The organism is Halomonas sp. HMF6819, assembly GCF_044335525.1.
Taxonomy (GTDB): domain Bacteria; phylum Pseudomonadota; class Gammaproteobacteria; order Pseudomonadales; family Halomonadaceae; genus Vreelandella.
Genome location: NZ_JBIQVY010000003.1, coordinates 1 through 18,803, shown reverse-complemented (window position 1 = coordinate 18,803; position 18,803 = coordinate 1). Strand labels below are relative to the sequence as shown.

General features: G+C 64.2%; 19 protein-coding genes and 1 other RNA gene. 11 read left to right on the top strand and 9 right to left on the bottom strand.

Going from position 1 to position 18,803, the window contains the following annotated elements:
* Window positions 1–215: 215 nt before the first annotated feature.
* The 3 genes from ACGLWX_RS10165 to ACGLWX_RS10155 form a co-directional block, all read right to left on the bottom strand.
* Window positions 216–842, bottom strand: coding sequence for a 5-formyltetrahydrofolate cyclo-ligase (locus ACGLWX_RS10165; RefSeq protein ID WP_396239484.1), 627 nt, complete (start codon window positions 840–842; stop codon window positions 216–218).
* A 1-nt stretch (window position 843) separates the two neighbouring features.
* Window positions 844–1,027, bottom strand: a non-coding RNA gene (gene ssrS, locus ACGLWX_RS10160) — 6S RNA.
* 61 nt (window positions 1,028–1,088) lie between these two features.
* Window positions 1,089–1,397: a cell division protein ZapA gene (locus tag ACGLWX_RS10155; RefSeq protein ID WP_252107739.1), complete on the bottom strand. Its 309-nt coding sequence runs from the start codon at window positions 1,395–1,397 to the stop codon at window positions 1,089–1,091.
* A gap of 187 nt (window positions 1,398–1,584) precedes the next feature.
* Here ACGLWX_RS10155 and ACGLWX_RS10150 point away from each other — a divergent pair, with 187 nt between their 5' ends.
* From ACGLWX_RS10150 to ACGLWX_RS10135, 4 genes are all read left to right on the top strand, one after another.
* Complete coding sequence (locus ACGLWX_RS10150; protein WP_396239482.1) at window positions 1,585–2,163, top strand: UPF0149 family protein; 579 nt, start codon at window positions 1,585–1,587, stop codon at window positions 2,161–2,163.
* A 28-nt stretch (window positions 2,164–2,191) separates the two neighbouring features.
* The gene (gene pepP, locus ACGLWX_RS10145; protein WP_396239480.1) at window positions 2,192–3,532 is read left to right on the top strand and encodes a Xaa-Pro aminopeptidase; all 1,341 of its coding nucleotides are present in this window, start codon (window positions 2,192–2,194) and stop codon (window positions 3,530–3,532) included.
* A 71-nt stretch (window positions 3,533–3,603) separates the two neighbouring features.
* Window positions 3,604–4,833, top strand: a complete 1,230-nt coding sequence (ubiH, locus tag ACGLWX_RS10140) for a 2-octaprenyl-6-methoxyphenyl hydroxylase (protein ID WP_396239478.1) — start codon at window positions 3,604–3,606, stop codon at window positions 4,831–4,833.
* Between the two features lie 54 nt (window positions 4,834–4,887).
* Window positions 4,888–6,144, top strand: a complete 1,257-nt coding sequence (locus ACGLWX_RS10135) for a UbiH/UbiF/VisC/COQ6 family ubiquinone biosynthesis hydroxylase (protein ID WP_396239476.1) — start codon at window positions 4,888–4,890, stop codon at window positions 6,142–6,144.
* A gap of 9 nt (window positions 6,145–6,153) precedes the next feature.
* On the opposite strand, the gene ACGLWX_RS10130 is transcribed toward ACGLWX_RS10135, so the two are convergent.
* From ACGLWX_RS10130 to gpmI, 3 genes are all read right to left on the bottom strand, one after another.
* The gene (locus ACGLWX_RS10130; RefSeq protein WP_396239474.1) at window positions 6,154–7,452 is read right to left on the bottom strand and encodes a S41 family peptidase; all 1,299 of its coding nucleotides are present in this window, start codon (window positions 7,450–7,452) and stop codon (window positions 6,154–6,156) included.
* 77 nt (window positions 7,453–7,529) lie between these two features.
* Window positions 7,530–8,690, bottom strand: coding sequence for a murein hydrolase activator EnvC family protein (locus ACGLWX_RS10125; protein WP_396239472.1), 1,161 nt, complete (start codon window positions 8,688–8,690; stop codon window positions 7,530–7,532).
* Window positions 8,687–10,252 carry a 2,3-bisphosphoglycerate-independent phosphoglycerate mutase gene (gene gpmI / locus ACGLWX_RS10120; RefSeq protein WP_396239470.1) on the bottom strand — a complete coding sequence of 522 codons (1,566 nt, stop codon included), beginning with the start codon at window positions 10,250–10,252 and terminating at the stop codon, window positions 8,687–8,689. The genes ACGLWX_RS10125 and gpmI overlap by 4 nt, the downstream gene beginning before the upstream one ends.
* Before the next feature lie 266 nt (window positions 10,253–10,518).
* Here gpmI and ACGLWX_RS10115 point away from each other — a divergent pair, with 266 nt between their 5' ends.
* The 3 genes from ACGLWX_RS10115 (at window position 10,519) to ACGLWX_RS10105 (ending at window position 12,292) form a co-directional block, all read left to right on the top strand.
* On the top strand, window positions 10,519–10,938 hold the full coding sequence (locus ACGLWX_RS10115) for a rhodanese-like domain-containing protein (RefSeq protein ID WP_252107722.1): 420 nt from the start codon (window positions 10,519–10,521) through the stop codon (window positions 10,936–10,938).
* Between the two features lie 66 nt (window positions 10,939–11,004).
* Window positions 11,005–11,520 (top strand): protein-export chaperone SecB, encoded by a 516-nt coding sequence (secB, locus tag ACGLWX_RS10110; RefSeq protein WP_396239468.1) that lies wholly within the window; start codon window positions 11,005–11,007, stop codon window positions 11,518–11,520.
* Between the two features lie 19 nt (window positions 11,521–11,539).
* Entirely contained in the window at window positions 11,540–12,292 is a 753-nt protein-coding gene (locus tag ACGLWX_RS10105) for a 16S rRNA (uracil(1498)-N(3))-methyltransferase (protein WP_396239466.1), read from the top strand.
* Window positions 12,293–12,327: 35 nt separating this feature from the next.
* On the opposite strand, the gene ACGLWX_RS10100 is transcribed toward ACGLWX_RS10105, so the two are convergent.
* Together ACGLWX_RS10100 and ACGLWX_RS10095 are read right to left on the bottom strand one after the other, a co-directional pair.
* Window positions 12,328–12,861, bottom strand: coding sequence for a hypothetical protein (locus tag ACGLWX_RS10100; RefSeq protein ID WP_396239464.1), 534 nt, complete (start codon window positions 12,859–12,861; stop codon window positions 12,328–12,330).
* Window positions 12,854–14,482 carry a sodium:solute symporter gene (locus tag ACGLWX_RS10095; protein WP_396239462.1) on the bottom strand — a complete coding sequence of 543 codons (1,629 nt, stop codon included), beginning with the start codon at window positions 14,480–14,482 and terminating at the stop codon, window positions 12,854–12,856. Before ACGLWX_RS10095 ends, ACGLWX_RS10100 begins: the two co-directional genes overlap by 8 nt.
* 184 nt (window positions 14,483–14,666) lie before the next feature.
* Here ACGLWX_RS10095 and ACGLWX_RS10090 point away from each other — a divergent pair, with 184 nt between their 5' ends.
* The 4 genes from ACGLWX_RS10090 to ruvX all read left to right on the top strand — a co-directional run bounded on the left by ACGLWX_RS10090 (window position 14,667) and on the right by ruvX (window position 17,467).
* The gene (locus tag ACGLWX_RS10090; RefSeq protein WP_396239461.1) at window positions 14,667–15,359 is read left to right on the top strand and encodes a S1 RNA-binding domain-containing protein; all 693 of its coding nucleotides are present in this window, start codon (window positions 14,667–14,669) and stop codon (window positions 15,357–15,359) included.
* 65 nt (window positions 15,360–15,424) lie between these two features.
* Entirely contained in the window at window positions 15,425–16,384 is a 960-nt protein-coding gene (gene gshB / locus ACGLWX_RS10085; RefSeq protein ID WP_396239459.1) for a glutathione synthase, read from the top strand.
* A 70-nt stretch (window positions 16,385–16,454) separates the two neighbouring features.
* Window positions 16,455–17,012 (top strand): YqgE/AlgH family protein, encoded by a 558-nt coding sequence (locus ACGLWX_RS10080; RefSeq protein ID WP_396239457.1) that lies wholly within the window; start codon window positions 16,455–16,457, stop codon window positions 17,010–17,012.
* On the top strand, window positions 17,012–17,467 hold the full coding sequence (gene ruvX / locus ACGLWX_RS10075) for a Holliday junction resolvase RuvX (RefSeq protein ID WP_396239455.1): 456 nt from the start codon (window positions 17,012–17,014) through the stop codon (window positions 17,465–17,467). Before ACGLWX_RS10080 ends, ruvX begins: the two co-directional genes overlap by 1 nt.
* Before the next feature lie 38 nt (window positions 17,468–17,505).
* Here ruvX and pyrB read toward each other — a convergent pair whose 3' ends face one another.
* Window positions 17,506–18,531, bottom strand: coding sequence for an aspartate carbamoyltransferase (gene pyrB, locus ACGLWX_RS10070; protein ID WP_396239452.1), 1,026 nt, complete (start codon window positions 18,529–18,531; stop codon window positions 17,506–17,508).
* Window positions 18,532–18,803 lie beyond the last annotated feature (272 nt).

The window sequence follows — 18,803 nt, the reverse complement described above, 5'->3', positions numbered from 1 at the left end:
ATCATAAAAACGTTGGAGACAAGGCATGCGGCGTAAGAAGCCTGACGTAGTAATGGCGTTGACGGTCGTCTTTTTGTTGGGAGTACTAGTCACCGGATACGCACAGGCACTGGCAGGAAGTTGATCGTTGCAAAGCGGCGCGCTTAGCGCTGACCGCGACATAAAAAAGGGCCGATCGCGCGATCGGCCCTTTTTTTGTGGCGGTCATTAGGCACTCAGCCACCGCTGCGGCGAACGATATTTTGGTCGCTCACCACCGCATCCAGCGGGATATCCCAGGGCTCGACCTCGAGCTCATTCACCTGCTGGCAGGCGTGGGCCACGCCGATCAGTGCAGGCTTGGGGCCCGGGCGGCGCATGAAGGCGAGCGTGCGATCATAAAAGCCGCCGCCCATGCCCATGCGGTTGGCCTCGCCATCGAAGCCGACCAGCGGCACGATCAGCGTATCCAGCGCCCAGGCGGGCAGCCGGTTTTGTCGCCGTGCGCCAAAGCGTGTGCAGGGCTCAGAAATGCCGAAGCGGTTCTCGACCATGGGGGTGTCATCGTCAAAGCGCACGAACCAGAGCGCGTTGTGGCTCAAGGGGCGCAGCACCGGCAGGTAAACCGTCACGCGACGCTTTTGGAACCAGCCAAGTAGCGATGTTGGGTCGATTTCGCCGCCGACCGGCAGATAAAGGCTCACGCGCCTGGCGCGCTGGATTTCGGGAAGTTTCTTGAGACGCTGACAAAGCGAGGTGGCCGCCATTTGCTGCTCGGCGTCGCTCAAGGCACGGCGCCTTCGGCGAAGCTCGCGGCGCAGGGCGCGCTTGTCGAGGTGTTCGGTATCGAAAGGATCGAGCATGGTGTTCCCCAGAGTGCCGCTGTCGTTCTGGCCCTGAACCTACTGGTTCAGAGTGGGTGGCCGCAGCCAAACCGTCAGGCTTTCCGACGCACGGACATGCACACGGGTCTGGCTAGCATTTGGCCCCCTGGGTACTGCGCATAGGCTCGAGGGACTATAACGACTGGCGCACACTCCAGAGAACCGCTTCATCTTAACAGAGCAAGCGCCGATGCCATAGGCCTGGGCCCGGTTTGCGCGAAGGTGTCAGGGGGTTTCGACGGGGCGGGCATTTTGCAGCGCTTTTTCCAGCCGGTCGTGCAAGCGGTTCAGGCTCGCCTCGCCGGCGCGGTGCTCATCGAGCGCCTCCAAAAGCTCGTGGGTGATGTTCAAGGCCGCCATGATGGCGATGCGCTCGTTGCCCAGCACATTGCTTTGCGAGTGAATGCCCTGCATGGCGCGGTCCAGATAGCGAGCGGCGCGTTCAAGCTTGGCCTGCTCGCCGGTATCGCAGGCGATCATGTAGCCGCGACCCAGCAGGGTAATTTCTTTGGTTGGCCGCTTGGCGTTACTCATCGAAGACTCCGGCACGGGCACGTCAGGGCCCGAATGCGTTAACATCACGGTATAGAAAGGAGGGGCGGCGTTCACTATAAGAGAGCGGCTTGCGCGGGGTCAACGCGCTTTGCCGCCGGGGCGCCGCCTACTCAACCTCCTTCGCTTTTTCGACACCCTTCGTTCACCGCCCAAAGCGAGAGCCCCCATGTCCCTCATCGAGCAGCGCCAGGACTTTTCCGACGTGGCCGACGTCTTTCTTCTTCACGGCAGCATGCAGTCGCCCGCCTTTCTCGACGGCCGGCTCTGCGCGCTTTTAGCCCTTCGCGACGTCACCGCCGAGGCCTGGCTCGAGGAAGTCTGTATGAGCCTGGGCGTCGAGCAGCCCAGAGACCCGGAGAGCGCCGAGCGCCTGCTCGGCTGGCGCCGGCAAACCCTGGACGCGCTCAGCGCCAGTGACTTGAATTACGCCCCGCTTCTGCCCGACGAGCTCTTCTCGCTCGGCGAGCAGGCCCAGGCACTCAAGGAGTGGGCGCTGGGCTTTAACGAGGTCATCGATGACGTGGCCGACGAGGCGCTGAAAAAGCGCTGGTCGCAGCCGCTCAAAGAGGCCATCGACGATCTTGCAAGTTTTGGTCAGATCGAGACCGACATCGACGACAGCCCGGAAAACGAGAACGACCTGTTTGCGCTCTCCGAGCACGCGCGCATGGCCGCGATGCTGCTCTACACCGAACAGCATCCGGGCAAACCTCAGGTCGAGCAGACCGACGCCCCGGTTCACTGAGTTTTCCCGGCCGTTTTAAGGAGCTTCAATGTTACCCGATACGCTTTCGCGCCCCGCCGCGATCACCCTCGATGAGTACCGCGGCCGCCGCGAGGCGCTGATGGCGAAACTGCCCGACGGCGCGGCGCTCATCGTGCCCGGCGCCTCGCTCACCATCCGCTCCAACGACAGCGAGTACCCGTTTCGCCAGCAAAGCGACTTCTATTATCTGACCGGCATCAACGAGCCCGATGCGCTGCTGTTGCTACTACCCGGCCGTGTGGCGGGTCAAAGCGTCGTGTTTTGTCAAGACCGCGACCCGACGATGGAGGCCTGGACCGGCCGGCGGCTGGGGGCCGAGGGCGTCATGGCCGAGCACGGTATCGACCAGGCGTTTGAAAACGCCGAGCGCGACGACTACCTGCCGGCGATGCTCGAAAGCCGCACCCTGCTCTACGCGCCGCTGGATCACCCCGAAGCTCAGTCCATTGCAGAAGAGGCGCTTGCTCAGGCCCAGCGAGGCCAGCGCCGCGGCAAGCCGATGCTCAAGGGCTGGCTCGACAGCCGCGAGCTAATCCACGACATGCGGCTGATCAAAAGCCCGGCGGAGCTTGCGCTTTTGCGCCACGCCTGTCGCATTTCCGCTCGTGCGCACTGTCGCGCGATGCGCACCTGCGCCCCCGGGCTCTTCGAGTACCAGCTCCAGGCCGAACTCGAGCACGAATTTCTCTGGCACGGCGGCAGCGGCCCGGCCTACAGCACCATCGTGGGCGGCGGCGCGAACGCCTGCGTGCTGCACTATATTGAAAACGGCGACGTACTCAAAGAGAACGCGCTGGTACTGATCGACGCCGGCGCCGAGTTCGATCTCTACGCCGGCGATATTACCCGCACCTTCCCGGTCAGCGGCCGTTTCAGCGACGCTCAGCGGGTGCTTTACGAGGTGGTGCTCGGCGCTCAGGAGCGCGCCGTCGCCGCCGTGGCGCCCGGCGCGACGCTTGCCGATATCCATGCAGGCGTAGTCGAGGATCTAACCCGCGGGCTGATCGAGCTTGGGCTGCTGGAAGGCGAGGTGCAGGCGCGCATCGACGATGAAAGCTACCGGCGCTTCTATTTGCACTCCACGTCCCACTGGCTGGGCCTCGACGTTCACGACGTCGGTACCTACCGGCTCGACGAGCAGACGCCGCGCGCGCTTTCACCCGGCATGGTCGGGACCGTCGAGCCCGGCCTCTATATTCCCAATGACGACGATCTGCCCGCCGCCTACCGCGGCATCGGTATTCGTATCGAGGACAACGTGGTCGTTAGTGAAACGGGTGGTGAAATATTGACCAGCGACGTTCCCAAGCGGATTGACGAAATCGAAGCGTTAATGGCTAAAAAGTAACCAGTTTTAACATGCCAAAAATAACGTTATGTAAAGGATTACGAAATTACATTTAATCACGGAGGCTTTCGATGCTCGCGGATGTGCCGGAAAATGCTTTAAAAACGGCTGCTTACGATATCGTGATCGTGGGTGGCGGGCTGGTGGGGGCGAGCCTTGGCTGCGCGCTGGCGCCGCTGATCGAACGCTTTGCTTTGCGGGTAGCGATCGTGGAGGCCGCGGCGCTGCCGAACGCCGATGAGCTCACCTGGCAGCCGAGTTTCGACGCGCGCGCCAGCGCCATTGCCGCCGGCTCCGCCCAGCGCTTTCGCGAGCTCGACGTCTGGCCGGCGATGCAGCGTGAAGCCTCGCCGATTTCGCGCATTCATATCAGCGAGCGCGGGCGCTTGGGCGCCACCCGCCTTTCCGCCGCCGAGGTGGGGGTCGAGGCGCTTGGCTACGTGATTCCCAACGCCTGGATGGGGCAGGTGCTGCATCAGCGCCTTAATGAGCTTGCCATCGACTGGTACTGCCCGGCCACGGTCGACACCATGACCGCGGTCGACGGGGGGCACCGCCTTGAACTCTCGACCGGTGATACGCTCGAGGCCAGCCTGACCGTGCTGGCCGACGGCGGCCGCTCCGGGCTCAAGGAGCAGCTGGGTATCCAAAGCGAGCGCCGCTCCTACGAGCAGACCGCGGTGATTGCCCACGTCGGCATCAGCCAGCCGCACAAGGGGGTGGCCTTCGAGCGCTTCACTGATGAAGGGCCGATTGCGCTGCTGCCGCTGCCCCACCAGGCGATGGAGCTGATCTGGACCCACCAAAGCGGCGAGGAGGGCTCGAGGCTTTCGCTCAGCGACGGCGCGTTTCTGGATCAACTCCAGCGCGCCTTCGGCGACCGGGTCGGGCGTTTCACCAGAGTCGGCAAACGCTTTAGCTATCCGCTCTCGCTGGTGACCGCTCGCGAGTCGGTGCGCCCGGGGCTTGCGGTACTCGGTAACGCTGCCCACGCGCTGCACCCGGTGGCAGGCCAGGGCTTCAACCTGGCGCTGCGCTCGGTGATGGACCTGGTCGAGGCACTGGAAGAGGGGCGCGAGCAGGGCCGGCGCTTTGGCGACATGCAGACGCTGCTCGCTTTCGAGCACCGCCGGGCTAAGGATCGGACCAACGTGATTCGCTTTAGCGACAGCCTGGTGCGGCTGTTCGGCGCCTCGTTTCCGCTGCTGCCTCACGCCCGCGCCGCCGGGCTCATCGGCCTCAACCTGTTCGGGCCGTTGCGCCGCGGGCTGGCGCGCCGCGCCATGGGCCTGGAGCGCTAGCGCTTATACTCGTCATTCACGATTCACGATTCACGATTCACGACAGGAAGCGGTATGCAGACCCAACAGGCGTCACCCGGCAGTACCTTCGAGCAATTTGACGCCGTCATCGTCGGCGCCGGCATGGTGGGCACGGCGCTGGCGGGGCTTTTGGCCGGCGCGGGCATGCGCACCGCGCTGGTAGAGGCCCAAACCGCGCCGCTCGATTTGAGCACCCTCGACACCCGCACGCTCGCCCCCAGGGTGAGCGCGCTGACGCCGGTGTCCCAGCGACTGTTGAAACACCTCGGCGCCTGGCCTGATATGGCGGCCACGCGGGTAACACCGTATCGCTATATGCACGTGTGGGACGGCGAGGGCAGCGGCAGCATCCACTTTTCAGCCGATGAGGCGGGTACTCCAGTGCTGGGGCACATCGTCGAAAATGGCGTGACGCTGGCCGCGCTCAATCGCCATGTGCTGACGCTGCCGACGCTGAGCCTCTTTTTTGGTGCCGAGGTCGCCGCGCTGCAAACGACGGCCAGGGGGCGCAGCCTGGTGCTCAAGGATGGGCGCGAGCTCAATACGCCGCTCGTAATTGCCGCCGACGGCGCCCGCTCGGCGCTTCGCGCGCTTGCCGGTATCGAGGTGGCAGAAGAGTCCATGGAGCAGGACGCGGTGGTAACCACCGTGCGCTGCGAAAAGCCCCACGGTGGTACCGCCCGGCAGGTCTTCGTCGATGGTCGGCCGCTGGCCTTTTTGCCGCTGACCGACGGCGACGATGCGCGCTACTGCTCGATCGTCTGGTCGACCACCCCGGAGCACGCGCAGACGCTTCAGGGATTGTCTCGCGAGGCATTGGGACAAGCGCTACAGGAGACCTTTGGCCCGGCGCTTGGGCGTATCGAGGTGCTGGACGACGCCTATCGCTTTGCGCTCATCCAGCGCCACGCCAAGCGCTACGTACTGGATCACTTCGCGCTGGTGGGCGACGCCGCGCACACGCTTCACCCGCTGGCGGGCCAAGGCGTGAATCTGGGGCTGATGGATGCGGCGGTGCTGGCCGAGGAAGTGGTGCACGCCTGGCGGCGCCGCGCCCCCTGGGGCGAGCGTGTAACGCTTGCGCGTTTCGAGCGCCGGCGGCGTTTCGACAACACCGCTATGCTCGCCTTGATGAAGGGGTTCAAGCAGCTTTTTGGCAGCCGCCTGCCGGCGCTGACGCTGGCGCGCAATCTCGGCATGAGCGCGATGAGCCAGGCGGTCCCGCTCAAACGACTGATCATGCGCCAAGCCACCGGCGAGCGCGGTCGCCTGCCGCGCTCGTGCCGCTAACCCGGCAGGCTAGCGGCGCCGGTCGACCACGTTGAGCGCTTTCAACAGATTCAGCGCTTCGCTGAGCTGGTAGTCGTCGCTCAGCCGCTCGGAGAACTCGCCGCGATCGGACGTGCCGCCGTCCTGATTGTTCAGGTGGCCGTCCAGATCGATTTCGCGAATTTCGCGGCGCCCTTCGGCGACTTCCAGCCGCCCGCGCACGACCTCCACGTCCGGCTCGATGCCCTGGGCCTGGATCGAGCGGCCGTTGGGGGTGTAGTAGAGCGCGGTGGTGAGCTTCAAGCCTTCGCCGTTACCCAGCGGCATGATCTGCTGCACTGAGCCCTTGCCGAAACTTTCGGTGCCCATGATGATACCGCGGCGCTGATCCTGCAGGGCGCCGGCGACGATTTCGGCGGCGGAGGCGCTGCCGCCGTTGATCAATACCACCAGCGGCGTGTCGCGGGCAGGCGTGGCCGGGTTGGCAGAGAACGACATCTCGGTGTTGGCCAGACGCCCTTCGGTGTAGACGATCAGCCCGCTGTCGAGAAACAGATCCGCTACGCCCACTGCGGATTGCAGCACCCCGCCCGGGTTGTTGCGCAGATCGAGTACCAGGCCCTGGAGCGGCTGCTCGCGGCTCATGCGGGAAAGCGCATCAGACGCCTGCTCCGGGGTGCGCGACTGGAACTGGCTGATACGCAGGTAGCCGTAGCCGGGCTCCAACAGCTCGTGCTTGACGCTTTCGCTGCGAATCACTTCGCGGGCCAGGGTGATTTCGCGCGGGCTGTCCTCGCCGGCGCGCAGAATGCTCAGCGTAAGCTCGCTTCCGGGCTCGCCGCGCATCAGCGTCACCGCTTCCTGCAGCGACAGGCTTTCCGTCGGCGTGCCGTCGATGGCAATGATCAAATCGCGGGCGAGCAGCCCGGCCTGGGAGGCGGGCGTGTCATCGATCGGGGTAATGACCATCAGCTGGCCATCCTCGTTACCCACCTCGATGCCGATGCCGCCAAACTCGCCCTCGGTCGATTCGCGCAGGCTCTGAAACTCGTTGACGTCCAGATAGGCGGAGTGTGGGTCGAGCTCGCTCAAAAGCCCGCGCATGGCGTTGCGCAAAAGCGTCGCGTCGTCCACCTCTTCGACGTAGCCGCGCTTGATGCGCTCGAACACCTCGGCGAAGGTCTGGATCTCCTCGAGGGGCAGCGCTTCCGGCGTGCCATCGGTGGGCTGCGCCCAGAGTGGCAGCGGCGCGCCGAGCAGCGAAAGCGAAAGCAGGGGCGCTATCAGCCGTCTGGCGGGGGCCAGTACTTCGTTCACAGTTAGCGTCATGCAGACTCCGCAAGGCAGAAGGCGCCGGGGTAGCGCGTGTAGTGAAGTGTCGTATCGTGTCGTGCCAGCTTATCCCGTCAGCGGCGCGCAATCCAACGCTCGGGATTAATCGGCTCGCCACGGTTTCTTACTTCGAAGTAAAGCGCGGCGCGGCGCTGTCCGCCACTATTTCCGACGCGGCCGATCTCCTCGCCGGCGCCGACGGCCTGGCCCGCTCGGGCGCTGAACTGCTGCAGGTGCGCGTAGAGCGTCATCACCTGATCGCCGTGGTCGATGATCAGCAAATTGCCAAAGCCGCGCATCCAGTCGGCGAACACCACCCGGCCTTCGTGCACCGCGGTGACCGGCGTGTTGGCGCCGGCCTCGATGACGATGCCGTTATAGTGCACGCCGTCCTGGCCGCGAAAGCCCGCGCTGATCGCGCCCTGAACCGGCCAGGGCAAGTCGCCCTGGGTGCGGCCAATGTGCGTGGTCGGCGTGGCCTCGGCCAGCCGTGCCATTTCCGCCTGGATGCGGCGAAGCTGCTCTTCGGCTTCCTCTCGGGTCTGGTTAAGATCCGCCAGCCGGTCGGCCTCGCTTTCGTAGCGATCATCTAGCGTGGCCACCACGCTCTGGCGCTCGGCGCTGGTTTCGGCAAGCGCGGCACTTTGCGTCTCGAGCTCCTCGGAAAGCACTGCCAGCTGGGTCTGGCGCTGGTCGAGCTCGGTTTCGGTGTCGGCCAGGGCGGTGTCGAGGCGCGCAAGCTCCACGAGCTTGGCCTCGCGCGCTTGAGTCAGGCGGTTCAGGTACGCCTGCATGCGGTCGAGCTCCGCCGGATCGCTTTGGTTGAGCAGAAGCTTCAGCTGCGGGGTCGGCCCCAGGCGGTAAAGCGCGGCGAACTGCTGCGCCAGCGCGTTGACCTGGGCGCTGCGCTCGCTTGTGAGCCGGTCGCGGTGGCGGCGAAGCGTTTGGGTTTCGTCGTCGAGCGTGCGCCGCTCGGCCTGCAGGCGATCGAGGCGCTGATGGGTCTGGGCCAGTTCGGTTTCCACCGCTTGTAGCTCGCGCTCGGCGCTGTCGCGCGCCTGGCCGGTGTTTGAGAGTCGGGTATTGAGCGACTCGATCTCCTGACCCAGAGCGTCGAGCTGCTCGCGGGCGGCGCGCTCGTTTTGGGCCAGTGCGGCGCTGGCAATGCCCAGCGCGCAGAGCGCGCTCAGCAGGGCGACGCGGCGCGCCGCCCGCCTGGCGAGCCGTGGCCTCATTCGTCGAAGGTGAGCAGCGGCGTGCCGGTCATCGCCTCGGGCACGCTCTGATCCATCAGGGTCAAAAGCGTGGGCGCCAGGTCGCACAGCCGGCCTTCGGCGAGGCGCGCCGGGCGCTCGCCAACGTAGATCAATGGCACCACGAAGGTGGTATGGGCGGTCTGCGGCGCGCCGGTCTCCGGGTGGATCATCTGCTCGGCGTTGCCGTGATCGGCGGTGATCAGGCAGGCCCCGCCGGCTCGCTCGATCGCCTCGACCACGCGGCCAACGCAAGTGTCCACGGTTTCGATCGCTTTCACCGCGGCGTCGAAGTCGCCGGTGTGGCCGACCATGTCGCCGTTAGCGTAGTTACACACGATCAAATCGAAGGTGCCGCCGTCGATCGCTTCGACCAGCTTGTCAGTGATCTCGAAGGCGCTCATCTCCGGCTTTTCGTCGTAGGTTTTCACATCCCGCGGCGAGGGCACGAGGATACGCTCTTCGCCCTCGTATTCGGCCTCGAAACCGCCGGAGAAGAAGAACGTGACGTGGGGGTACTTCTCGGTTTCGGCGATGCGCAGCTGCGAAAGCCCGCGCTTGGCAACCGCTTCACCCAGGGTATCGGTCAGGTCCGTCGGCGGAAAGGCGGCGGGGGCGTCGATGTCCGCGGCGTAGCGGGTCATCATCACCAGGCCCTGGCCGGCTAGTTGGGGGCGGTGCTCGCGGGTAAAGCCGTCGAAGGCGTCGTCGGTGAAGGCGCGGGTCAGCTCGCGGGCACGGTCGGAGCGAAAGTTCAAAAAAAGCGCCGCGTCGCCGTCTTCGATCGCCACCCCGGAGCCTTCCTTGCATACCTGGCCGGCTTCGACGAATTCGTCGGTTTCGCCGCGGGCGTAGGCGGCTTCCAAAAGCGCCTCGGCGCTTTCGGCGGTGTGCTCGGCGTCGCCCTGGGTGAGCAGGCGGTAGGCCTTCTCGACGCGCTCCCAGCGGTTGTCGCGGTCCATGGCGTAGAAGCGCCCGATGATCGAGGCGACGAAGCCGTTGTCCGCACCGACCAGGTCAGACAGCCTGGCGTTGGCGCGTTCGATCGACGAAAGCGCGCTTTTCGGCGCGGTGTCGCGGCCGTCGAGGAAGGCGTGCACGTAGATGCGCGTGGCGCCGCGGCTCGCGGCAAGCTCGGCCAGCGCTAAAAAGTGATCCTCGTGGCTGTGCACGCCGCCGGGCGATAAAAGCCCCAGCAGATGCACCGCGCGCCCCTGGGAAACCGCCTCGTCGATGGGCGCGGTGAGCGCCTCGATGCGCGCAAGCTCACCCTCTTTGATCGCCTTGGTGATGCGGGTGAAATCCTGATACACCACGCGCCCTGCGCCCAGATTCATGTGGCCGACTTCGGAGTTGCCCATCTGCCCCTCGGGCAGGCCCACGTGCTCGCCATCGGTGTGCACGAAAGCGTGGGGGCGCTGGGCCCAGAGCGCATCCATGACCGGCGTATTGGCGGCGGCGACGGCGTTGTGCGCGGCGTCCGGGTTGTGGCCGTAACCGTCCAGAATGATCAGCGCTACCGGGCGCGGGGTCTGTGTTGCCATTGAAGCCTCGTCGTATCGGATGGTCGTTCAAAGTGGTCGTTTTAAAGCGTGCCCGTTAAGCCAGGCGTTCGAAAAGAGCGCGGGTCGTTTCCTTTTCGAATACCCCCTTTTGGTCGGGGTCGCGACCAGCGTACGCTTGGGGCATCATAACGCAGCCAGTCGTTAGGCGTCATGGCCTGCGCGTCGGCGCCCGTGACGTGTATACTTGTCGCGTTTGACGGTGGCCTGGCCGCTTTTTTTGCATATACCAAGAGATTGTGTTCGCGATGATCGATCAGCTGTTCGAATTCGTAATGAACCACCCTTTGCTGGTGGGCGCATTTTTGCTGGTGCTGCTGGCATGGCTCGTTTATGAAACCCGCAGCGCGTCCACCCACGCGGTGAGCTCCTCTGAGGCGACGCAGCTCATCAACCGGGAAGACGCGGTGATAGTGGACGTACGCGAGAGCAAGGAGTTCAAGGCCGGTCACATCGCCGGCGCGCGCAACATCCCGCAGTCCAATCTGGACAGCCGCATGAACGAGCTTGAGAAAGTGAAAGACAAGCCCATCATCGTGGTGTGCAAGCATGGTCAAAGCGCGGGCGCGGTGCAGGCCAAGCTCGCCAAGGCGGGTTTCAATGCCCACAAGCTCAAGGGCGGCATGGCGCAGTGGCAGGCGGACAGCCTGCCGGTGGTGAAAAAGTAAGCGCCGCGGCGCCGCTTTATCCAACGCAGTAATTTATCCAACGTAACAATGACCAGGAGTACTCCCATGGCGGAAGAGAACAACGCCCCTCAGCAAGGCGCCGGTGCGGCGGAAGGCGAAAAGCCGCAGCTGAAATTCTCGCTGCAGCGCATCTATGTCAAGGACATCTCCTTTGAGGCGCCGAACTCGCCGTCGGTGTTCAAGCAGTCGTTCAAGCCCAAGGTCAATCTGGATTTGAACACCACCAGCACCAAAATCGACGACGACCAGTACGAGGTCGTGGTGAAGGTGACCGCCCAGGTCAACGACAGCGAGTCCGGCACCACCTCCTTTTTGGCCGAAGTGGAGCAGGCGGGTCTTTTCCGTATCTCCGGCATCGAAGGGGCGCAGCTCGAACAGACCCTCGGCGCGTTCTGCCCGAACCTTTTGTTCCCCTACGCCCGTGAGTGCGTGGATAACCTGGTCAACCGGGGCGGCTTCCCGCCGCTGATGCTGGCGCCGGTCAATTTCGAAGCCATGTACGCCCAGCGCAAAAAGCGCGAAGCGCAGCAGGCTCAGGGCGCGGCCGAAAACACTCACTAAGCCGGACACCCAATAAGCCATGAAAGCCGACTGGTACGCCCTCAACGGTAAAATGCCCCGCCTGTACGTTGCCGCCGCGCTCAGCGTCGGCGCTCGGGTGGAGCTGCTGGAAGGCCCGGCGCGTCACGTCACTCGCGTGCTGCGCATGGGGGAGGGCGCGCCGCTGGTGCTGTTCGACGGTCAGGGCCAGGAAGCCGGCGTGCGCCTGGTCGAGGCTGGGCGCAAGCGTAGCGTCGTGCTGGTCGAGCGCGTGTGGTCCGGCGAAGGCGAGTCGCCGCTTTCGGTCCACCTGGGCCAAGCGATCTCCAAGGGCGACCGGATGGACTACGCCATCCAGAAAGCCGTGGAGCTTGGCGTGGCCGCCATCACCCCGCTCTATACCGAGCGGGGTGATGTGCGCTTGAAAGACGAGCGCGAAGCCAAAAAGCACGCCCACTGGCAGGCGGTCGCCGAAAGCGCCTGCGAGCAGAGCGGGCGGGCGACGGTGCCGGTGGTGCATCCACCCATGGCGCTTGATGCCTGGCTTGCCACGCGCGATGAGCCGCTAAAGTTGATGCTGCACTTGGCCACCGGTAACCGCTTCGATCTAGCCGAGCGCCCGGCGAGTGCAGCGCTTCTGATCGGCCCGGAAGGTGGGCTGACCGAGCAGGATATCGCCGCCGCCGAGTCTCACGGCTTTACGCCGCTGACGCTGGGCCCGCGCACACTGCGCACCGAAACCGCGCCGGTTGTAGCGCTGACGCTTCTACAGCACCATTTCGGCGATTTGTAAGCGCTTACTCACTTGACAAGCGCTTCCCATCCAGGTTAACCGCCGCTCTCCTCCAGAAACCTTTTCGATTGACGCCGCCCTTCGTGCGCCCGTCGTTTGAGCTCACTCAGTACCAGCGGCTTGAGCTGGGGTAGCGCTTGGCCCGAGAGTCCGCTCAGCACCACGAGCCGGCGCTGGCGGTGGGCGGTATAGCCAAGCCAGCAAGGCAGCCAGAGCGGGGTTGGCGGCGACTCATTCAGCGTCAGCGGCCAGCGTTTAGGGCTTGCCATGCGCTCCCAAAACCACTGACGGGATAGCGGCGCGCGGGAAGGTGCTTCACCGCCATCGAGCGTGAGTTCGTCCGAGAGCTTTTCGGCCCGCTCTGTCAGCGCCGCGTGGGGAAGCAGTAGCGGGCGGGCGAGCGCTTGGCTTGCCAGCAGCCACGCGGCGGGCTCGGAGTGCAGAGCGCCCAGGCCAAACGCCCAAAGCGATACCCAGGCGGGTTCGAAGTTCGCCCCACCGAGGCGCGCTAGCCGCTCGCGCGCGCTCTGGGCATCGATATGCCGGGCGAGCGTGATGGCCTCAGGCATTGGCCCAGCCTTGGAGCAGCGCGAGCATCATTAGCATCAAAACGAACCAGACCAAAAGCCCCAGGCAGCGCCGCCGGGTCAGGCGCGCCTCATGACCAACCTCCGGGGCGCTGCCGGCACGGGCGGTGAGAATGGCCTGCATGTCCGGGGCGGACTCGTCGATGATCACGTCACCCAGCGCCTCGGCGCTGGGCGCCGGCGCGCTCAGGCTCACCAGATACCCCACGCCGACCGAAACCACCACGCCCACGGTGTTGTTGTAGAGCCAGGAGATATCCAGAAAGGCAGTGGTTGCCCACACCGCGAGCATACCGGTACACAGTCCTGCCATCGCCCCGCGGGCGTTGCTGCGGTGGCTAAAGATTGCCAGCAAAAAGGTGCCTAACAGCGCCCCGTAGAACCAGGAGCCCACTTGGTTGACCGCCTCGATCACCGGACCCAGATTGCCGGCAAAGAACGCGAACAGCGTGGCGTAGCCGCCCCAGAAAACCGTCGCCCAGCGCGAGGCCTTGAGATAATGAGCGTCGCTGGCGTCTCGTTTGATATAGCGGCTGTAAAAGTCGCGTATCGAGACCGCAGAGAGCGAGTTGAGCGCCGAGTCCAGACTCGACATTGCCGCGGCGAACACGCCGGCGATCACCAGCCCCGCCATTCCGGAGGGAAAGGTCTCGACCACGTAGCGGGGCAGCAATTCGTTGAGGTTCTCCGGCGCACTCAGGCCGTTTTGCTGGTAGTAGGTAGCTAAAATGATGCCTACGAATAGAAACAGCAGCATCTGGGGAATCAGCAGATAGCCGCCGATCAACAGGGAGCGCTGGGCGTCCGGCACCGAGGGGCTCGACAGCACGCGCTGGATCTGGCTTTGATCGGTGCCGAAGTACGCCACGTGAAGAAAGAAGCCGCCGAAGAGCCCGGCCCACAGCGAGTAGGTCACATTCGGGTTGAGCGACAGATCGATGGCGTTGAACAGGCCGCTTTCGGCGCCAAACGCGAACACATCGCTCCAGCCGCCGGGCAGGCTCGTGACCAAAAAGATGACGCTCAACAGCGCCCCGAGCCAGAGCACGAACATCTGGATGACGTCGGTCCAGATCACCGCGCTGATGCCGCCAAGCACGGTGTAGCTGATCGCCAGCACCGCCATGATGACGATGGTCAGGTTTACGCTCCAGCCGGTGACCACCGCCAGCACCAGCGCCGGGGCGTAGAGCACCACGCCGGTGGCAAGGCCGCGAGCGATCAAAAACAGCAGTGCGGTCAGCGTGCGCGTGTTGGGGCCGAAGCGGCGCTCGAGAAGCTCATAAATGCTGTAGATGCCCGCCCGATGAAACACCGGCACCAGCACCAGAATCAGCACGATCATCGCCAGCGGGACGTTGAGAAAGGTCACTAGCCGCTCGAGGCCGCCCTCGAACCCCCAGCCCGGCGCGCCGATGAAGGTAATGGCGCTGGCCTGGGTGGCCATCACCGAAAGCCCGATCGCCCAGCCGGGAATGCTGCGCCCGCCCAGAAAGTAGTCTTCCGGGCTGTGCTGGTTTTTACCAAAGCGCGAACCGATCCAGGCGATGAGCGCGATATAGCCGATCAGCACCCCCGTATCCAACAGCGTGAATCCTTCCATGCCGCCGCCCCCTTTTTTAATGATCCGTTTTTTACTGGCCTGTTTTTTGACTGGCCCGTTTTTTATTGACCCATTGAGCATAGCAGCTCGGCCTAAACGCATTTAACGCAGGCGCGGGGTCACCCGCTTTGCCCCCGGCAGGCCCAGGGCTCATAATGAAGGCTCAATTATCGAGGAAGTGCTCATGGCTGACGACGCGCGCCCCACCCCCGGGCCTGCAAGCGATGCAATTGCCCGTATCGGGGAAGTGGCCTATTTGACAGTGGTGACCGTCAACGACACCGGCGCGTTTTTGCGCTGGGGCCTGCCCAAGGACGTACTGCTGCCCTACGGTGAGCAGCGCTTTCGCCCCGACCCCGGCAAGCGCGTGCTGGTCATGCTCTATGAGGATGACCGTGGACGTCCGGTCGCTTCCCAGCGCCTTGATCGTTTTTTGAGCGACGACGCATCAAACCTTGAAAACGGCGAGGAAGTCGCCATTATCGTCGCCGACCGCACCGACTTGGGCCTCAAGGTCGTGGTCAACCATCGTTACTGGGGGCTGATCTACCAGGACGACATCACCAAACCGCTGCGTCGCGGTCAGTCGGTGACCGGCTACGTCAAGCAGCGCCGGGACGATGGCCGGGTCAATATTTCGCTGCTGCCACCGGGCGCGGCGCGCCTGGACGTGGTGGGCGAGACGATCCTCGCCGCGCTCAGAGAGAGCGGCGGCTATCTGCCGCTGGGCGACAAGAGCGATGCCCACGCCATCAAGGCGCGGCTCGGGGTGAGCAAGAGCGCCTACAAGCAGGCGATCGGCCGGCTTTATAAGCAGCAGTTGATCACCCTCGCCCCGGATGCGATCCGCCTGGTGCCCGGCGCGCTCACCCAGTGAGGTTTGCGCCGCCTTAGCGGTGCGTCATACTGCTTCTCTACCGTTTATGAAGGGATAGTGCCCCGATGAGTCAACCGAATCTGCAGCTTGGCGTCGTAATGGACCCCATCAGCGCCATTGCCTATAAAAAGGACACGACGCTGGCCATGCTGTGGGCCGCCCAGGAGCGCGGCTATACCCTGTATTACATGGAGCAGGGCGACCTTTTCCTGGAGGCAGGCAAGGCCCACGCCCGCATGCGCGCGCTGACCGTTCACCGCGACCCGGCGCACTGGTTCGATCTGGGCGAGGTCGAGTCGCGCCCGCTGGCAAGCCTGGACGCGGTGCTGATGCGCAAGGACCCGCCGGTCGACGCCGAGTTCATCAACGCGGTGCACCTGCTGGGCTTTGCCGAGCGCGAAGGCGTACTGATCGTCAATCCGACCCAAGCGCTTTTGCAGTGCAACGAAAAGCTCTTCGCCCAGCAGTTTCCCGAGTGCTGTACGCCCACGATCGTCGCCAGCCGCGATGACGTACTGCGCGCCTTCCACGCTGAGCACGGCGACGTCATCTTCAAGCCGCTCGACGGCATGGGCGGCACCGGCATCTTTCATATCGGCCCTGACGGGCGCAACATCGGCGCGGTGATCGAGCAGCTCACTCTGCGCGGGCAGCGCCAGATCATGGCCCAGCGCTACCTGCCCGAAATCAAGGATGGCGACACGCGCATTCTGCTGGTCGACGGTGAGCCGGTGCCGTTTGGGTTGGCGCGCATTCCCTCCGCCGGGGAGACCCGCGGCAACCTGGCCGCCGGCGGGCGCGGCGTGACTCGCGAGCTCACCGCCCGCGATCACTGGCTGATCGATCAGGTCAAACCGGTCATCAAGGAGAAGGGGCTGATGTTCGTGGGGCTCGACGTGATCGGTGACTACATTACCGAAATCAACGTCACGAGCCCCACCTGCGTGCGCGAAATCGACGATCAGCGCGGCACCAACATTGCCGGGCTCTTGCTGGACGCCGTTGAGCGCCGCCTTGGCGCGTAGAGGCTTCACCCGCGCTATTTACTGCCTATCAAGCGAGGCGCGCTGACGTTCGGCGCGCCGTAGGAGACGCATGCAAAGCTTAAAGCACCACTTTTTAATGGCAATGCCGCACCTCGACGACGCCAATTTCGCCGGCAGTCTGATCTATCTGTGCGATCACGATCACAACGGCTGCATGGGCGTGATCATCAACCACGCCCTCGAGATCACCCTCGACACGCTGTTCGAGCAGCTCTCGCTCGGCGGTGAGGAAAGCCCGCACCGCAACGCGCCGGTTTACTACGGTGGCCCGACGCATAAGGATCGCGGCTTCATTCTTCATGTCGGCGACAGCCAGCAGTGGGACTCCAGCGTTCAGGTCGATGACAACGTCGCACTCACCACCTCGATGGATATTCTCAAGGCGCTCGCCGACGGCGACGGGCCGGAGCAGTTTCTGGTCTGCCTGGGCTGCGCTGGCTGGGAAGTCGGCCAGCTCGAGGAAGAGCTCAAGGAGAACAGTTGGCTGACCGTGGAAGGCGATGAGCGCGTGATTTTCGCCACGCCCCCCGCCGAGCGGTTGGCGAGCGCGGCGGGCATTCTCGGCGTGGATTTGAACCTCATGACCCGCGACGCAGGGCACGCCTAGTGGCGGCGCCCGGTCAGCGGCTGGTACTCGCCTTCGATTACGGCACGCGGCGTATCGGCGTGGCGGTCGGCAACGAGCTTTTGAAAAGCGCTCGCGAGCTCGAGCCGCTGACCGCCCGCGACGGCATTCCCGACTGGCAGCGCGTCGAGGCGCTGTTAAAAGAGTGGCAGCCGGATCTGCTGGTAGTGGGGCTGCCGCTCAACATGGACGACAGCGAGTCGGAGATGAGCCGGCGCGCGCGCAAGTTCGGTAACCGGCTTCATGGGCGCTTTGGCAAACAGGTGGAAATGGTCGACGAGCGCGGCTCTACCAAAGAGGCCAAAAGCATCGCCCGCGACGCCGGCCACCGCGGTAACTACCGCGAAGAGAGTGTCGATGGCATCGCCGCCGTGCTCATCCTGGAAGGCTGGTTTGCCCACCGGGAAGGGCTTCCCGGCGGGCGTCTCTCGCTCTAACGTCTGCGCCTCTTTTTTATCCTTTCTTTTTCTAACGCTTAGCGGTCCAGCGTGCCGGTCTGATGGGGGACGAACCAGCGGACCGGGCGCAAATCCTCGGCGATCAAACCGTCGACTTTCAGCAGCGTGGCAAAAATCGCCATGCGCATCGGGATGCCATTATCGGTCTGGCGGAAGATCGCAAGCCTGGGGTCGCCGTTCAAATCCACGTTGAGATCGTTCACGCCAGGGCGGCTGTCGCGGGGCAGCGGGTGCATGACGATCGTGGAGCTTGTGCAGTGGCGATCGAGAAAGCCCTTGTTGACGACGAAGTCGTCCGAGACGCCCTTGAAGCTCTCGTTCATCTCTTCGGTGAAGCGCTCCTTTTGAATGCGCGTGGTGTACACCACGTCCAGATCGCTGAAGTCCGTGCCCAGGTGCTCGCGCATCTCGACCCGGTGGCCGCGCGAAGTCACCAGGTCCACAAGGTGTGCCGGCATCTCGAGCCCCGGCGGTGATACCAGCGTGATGCGCAGCGGGTCATAAAGCGAGAGCAGCTTGATCAGCGAATGCACGGTGCGCCCGTACTTCAGATCGCCGGTGAGTAGAATGTGGGCACCTTCCAGGCGCTTACCAAGGCGTTGAAACTCCTTGTCGATGGTATAAAGATCCAGTAGCGCCTGGCTTGGGTGCTCGCCCGGGCCGTCGCCGCCGTTGATCACCGGCACGTTGGTCGCCTCGGCGAACTGGGCAACCGACCCCTGCTCCGGGTGGCGCATCACGATCGCATCGCAGTAGCCGCTCATGACGCGGCTGGTGTCGTAAAGCGACTCGCCCTTCGCCATGGAGGAGAAGGTAAAGCCGGTGGTGTCGCACACGCTCCCGCCCAACCGGCAGAACGCGGCGTTGAAGCTCACGCGCGTACGGGTACTGGCTTCGAAAAACAGATTGCCCAGTACCGCGCCTTCCAACACACGGGTGACCTGTTGGCGGCTGGCGATCGGCTCCATCTGCGCGGCCACGCGCAGCAGATGATCGACGCCTTCGCGGTTCAATGAATCGACGGATAGCAGGTGGGGGCTCATCAAGGACCTCGGAGATGGTGGGCGAGAGCGCTAGTTTAACCGTTAACCCGGGCGTGGCCGAAATGCTTTGAAAAGGCCTGACGGTTAGCCGTGAAAGATTTTTACAAAACCGCTTGCACTCGCCCCGCCAAATCCGTAAAGTACGCATCCGCTGCCGGGGACGGACAACGTTTCAGGCGGTGAATGAAGGTGAAAACCTTCGGTTTGTCAGGAAGTTAGCGCAGTTTTAATCGCTTGCTTCACGCGCTGAAATCAGCGGTTGACAAACATCG

Excerpts from the sequence above, each read along its gene's own strand:
- ACGLWX_RS10165 (WP_396239484.1), bottom strand. The coding sequence starts at position 842 with ATGCTCGATCCTTTCGATACCGAACACCTCGACAAGCGCGCCCTGCGC.
- ACGLWX_RS10155 (WP_252107739.1), bottom strand. The coding sequence starts at position 1,397 with ATGAGTAACGCCAAGCGGCCAACCAAAGAAATTACCCTGCTGGGTCGC.
- ACGLWX_RS10150 (WP_396239482.1), top strand. The coding sequence starts at position 1,585 with ATGTCCCTCATCGAGCAGCGCCAGGACTTTTCCGACGTGGCCGACGTC.
- pepP (WP_396239480.1), top strand. The coding sequence starts at position 2,192 with ATGTTACCCGATACGCTTTCGCGCCCCGCCGCGATCACCCTCGATGAG.
- ubiH (WP_396239478.1), top strand. The coding sequence starts at position 3,604 with ATGCTCGCGGATGTGCCGGAAAATGCTTTAAAAACGGCTGCTTACGAT.
- ACGLWX_RS10135 (WP_396239476.1), top strand. The coding sequence starts at position 4,888 with ATGCAGACCCAACAGGCGTCACCCGGCAGTACCTTCGAGCAATTTGAC.
- ACGLWX_RS10130 (WP_396239474.1), bottom strand. The coding sequence starts at position 7,452 with ATGACGCTAACTGTGAACGAAGTACTGGCCCCCGCCAGACGGCTGATA.
- ACGLWX_RS10125 (WP_396239472.1), bottom strand. The coding sequence starts at position 8,690 with ATGAGGCCACGGCTCGCCAGGCGGGCGGCGCGCCGCGTCGCCCTGCTG.
- gpmI (WP_396239470.1), bottom strand. The coding sequence starts at position 10,252 with ATGGCAACACAGACCCCGCGCCCGGTAGCGCTGATCATTCTGGACGGT.
- ACGLWX_RS10115 (WP_252107722.1), top strand. The coding sequence starts at position 10,519 with ATGATCGATCAGCTGTTCGAATTCGTAATGAACCACCCTTTGCTGGTG.
- secB (WP_396239468.1), top strand. The coding sequence starts at position 11,005 with ATGGCGGAAGAGAACAACGCCCCTCAGCAAGGCGCCGGTGCGGCGGAA.
- ACGLWX_RS10105 (WP_396239466.1), top strand. The coding sequence starts at position 11,540 with ATGAAAGCCGACTGGTACGCCCTCAACGGTAAAATGCCCCGCCTGTAC.
- ACGLWX_RS10100 (WP_396239464.1), bottom strand. The coding sequence starts at position 12,861 with ATGCCTGAGGCCATCACGCTCGCCCGGCATATCGATGCCCAGAGCGCG.
- ACGLWX_RS10095 (WP_396239462.1), bottom strand. The coding sequence starts at position 14,482 with ATGGAAGGATTCACGCTGTTGGATACGGGGGTGCTGATCGGCTATATC.
- ACGLWX_RS10090 (WP_396239461.1), top strand. The coding sequence starts at position 14,667 with ATGGCTGACGACGCGCGCCCCACCCCCGGGCCTGCAAGCGATGCAATT.
- gshB (WP_396239459.1), top strand. The coding sequence starts at position 15,425 with ATGAGTCAACCGAATCTGCAGCTTGGCGTCGTAATGGACCCCATCAGC.
- ACGLWX_RS10080 (WP_396239457.1), top strand. The coding sequence starts at position 16,455 with ATGCAAAGCTTAAAGCACCACTTTTTAATGGCAATGCCGCACCTCGAC.
- pyrB (WP_396239452.1), bottom strand. The coding sequence starts at position 18,531 with ATGAGCCCCCACCTGCTATCCGTCGATTCATTGAACCGCGAAGGCGTC.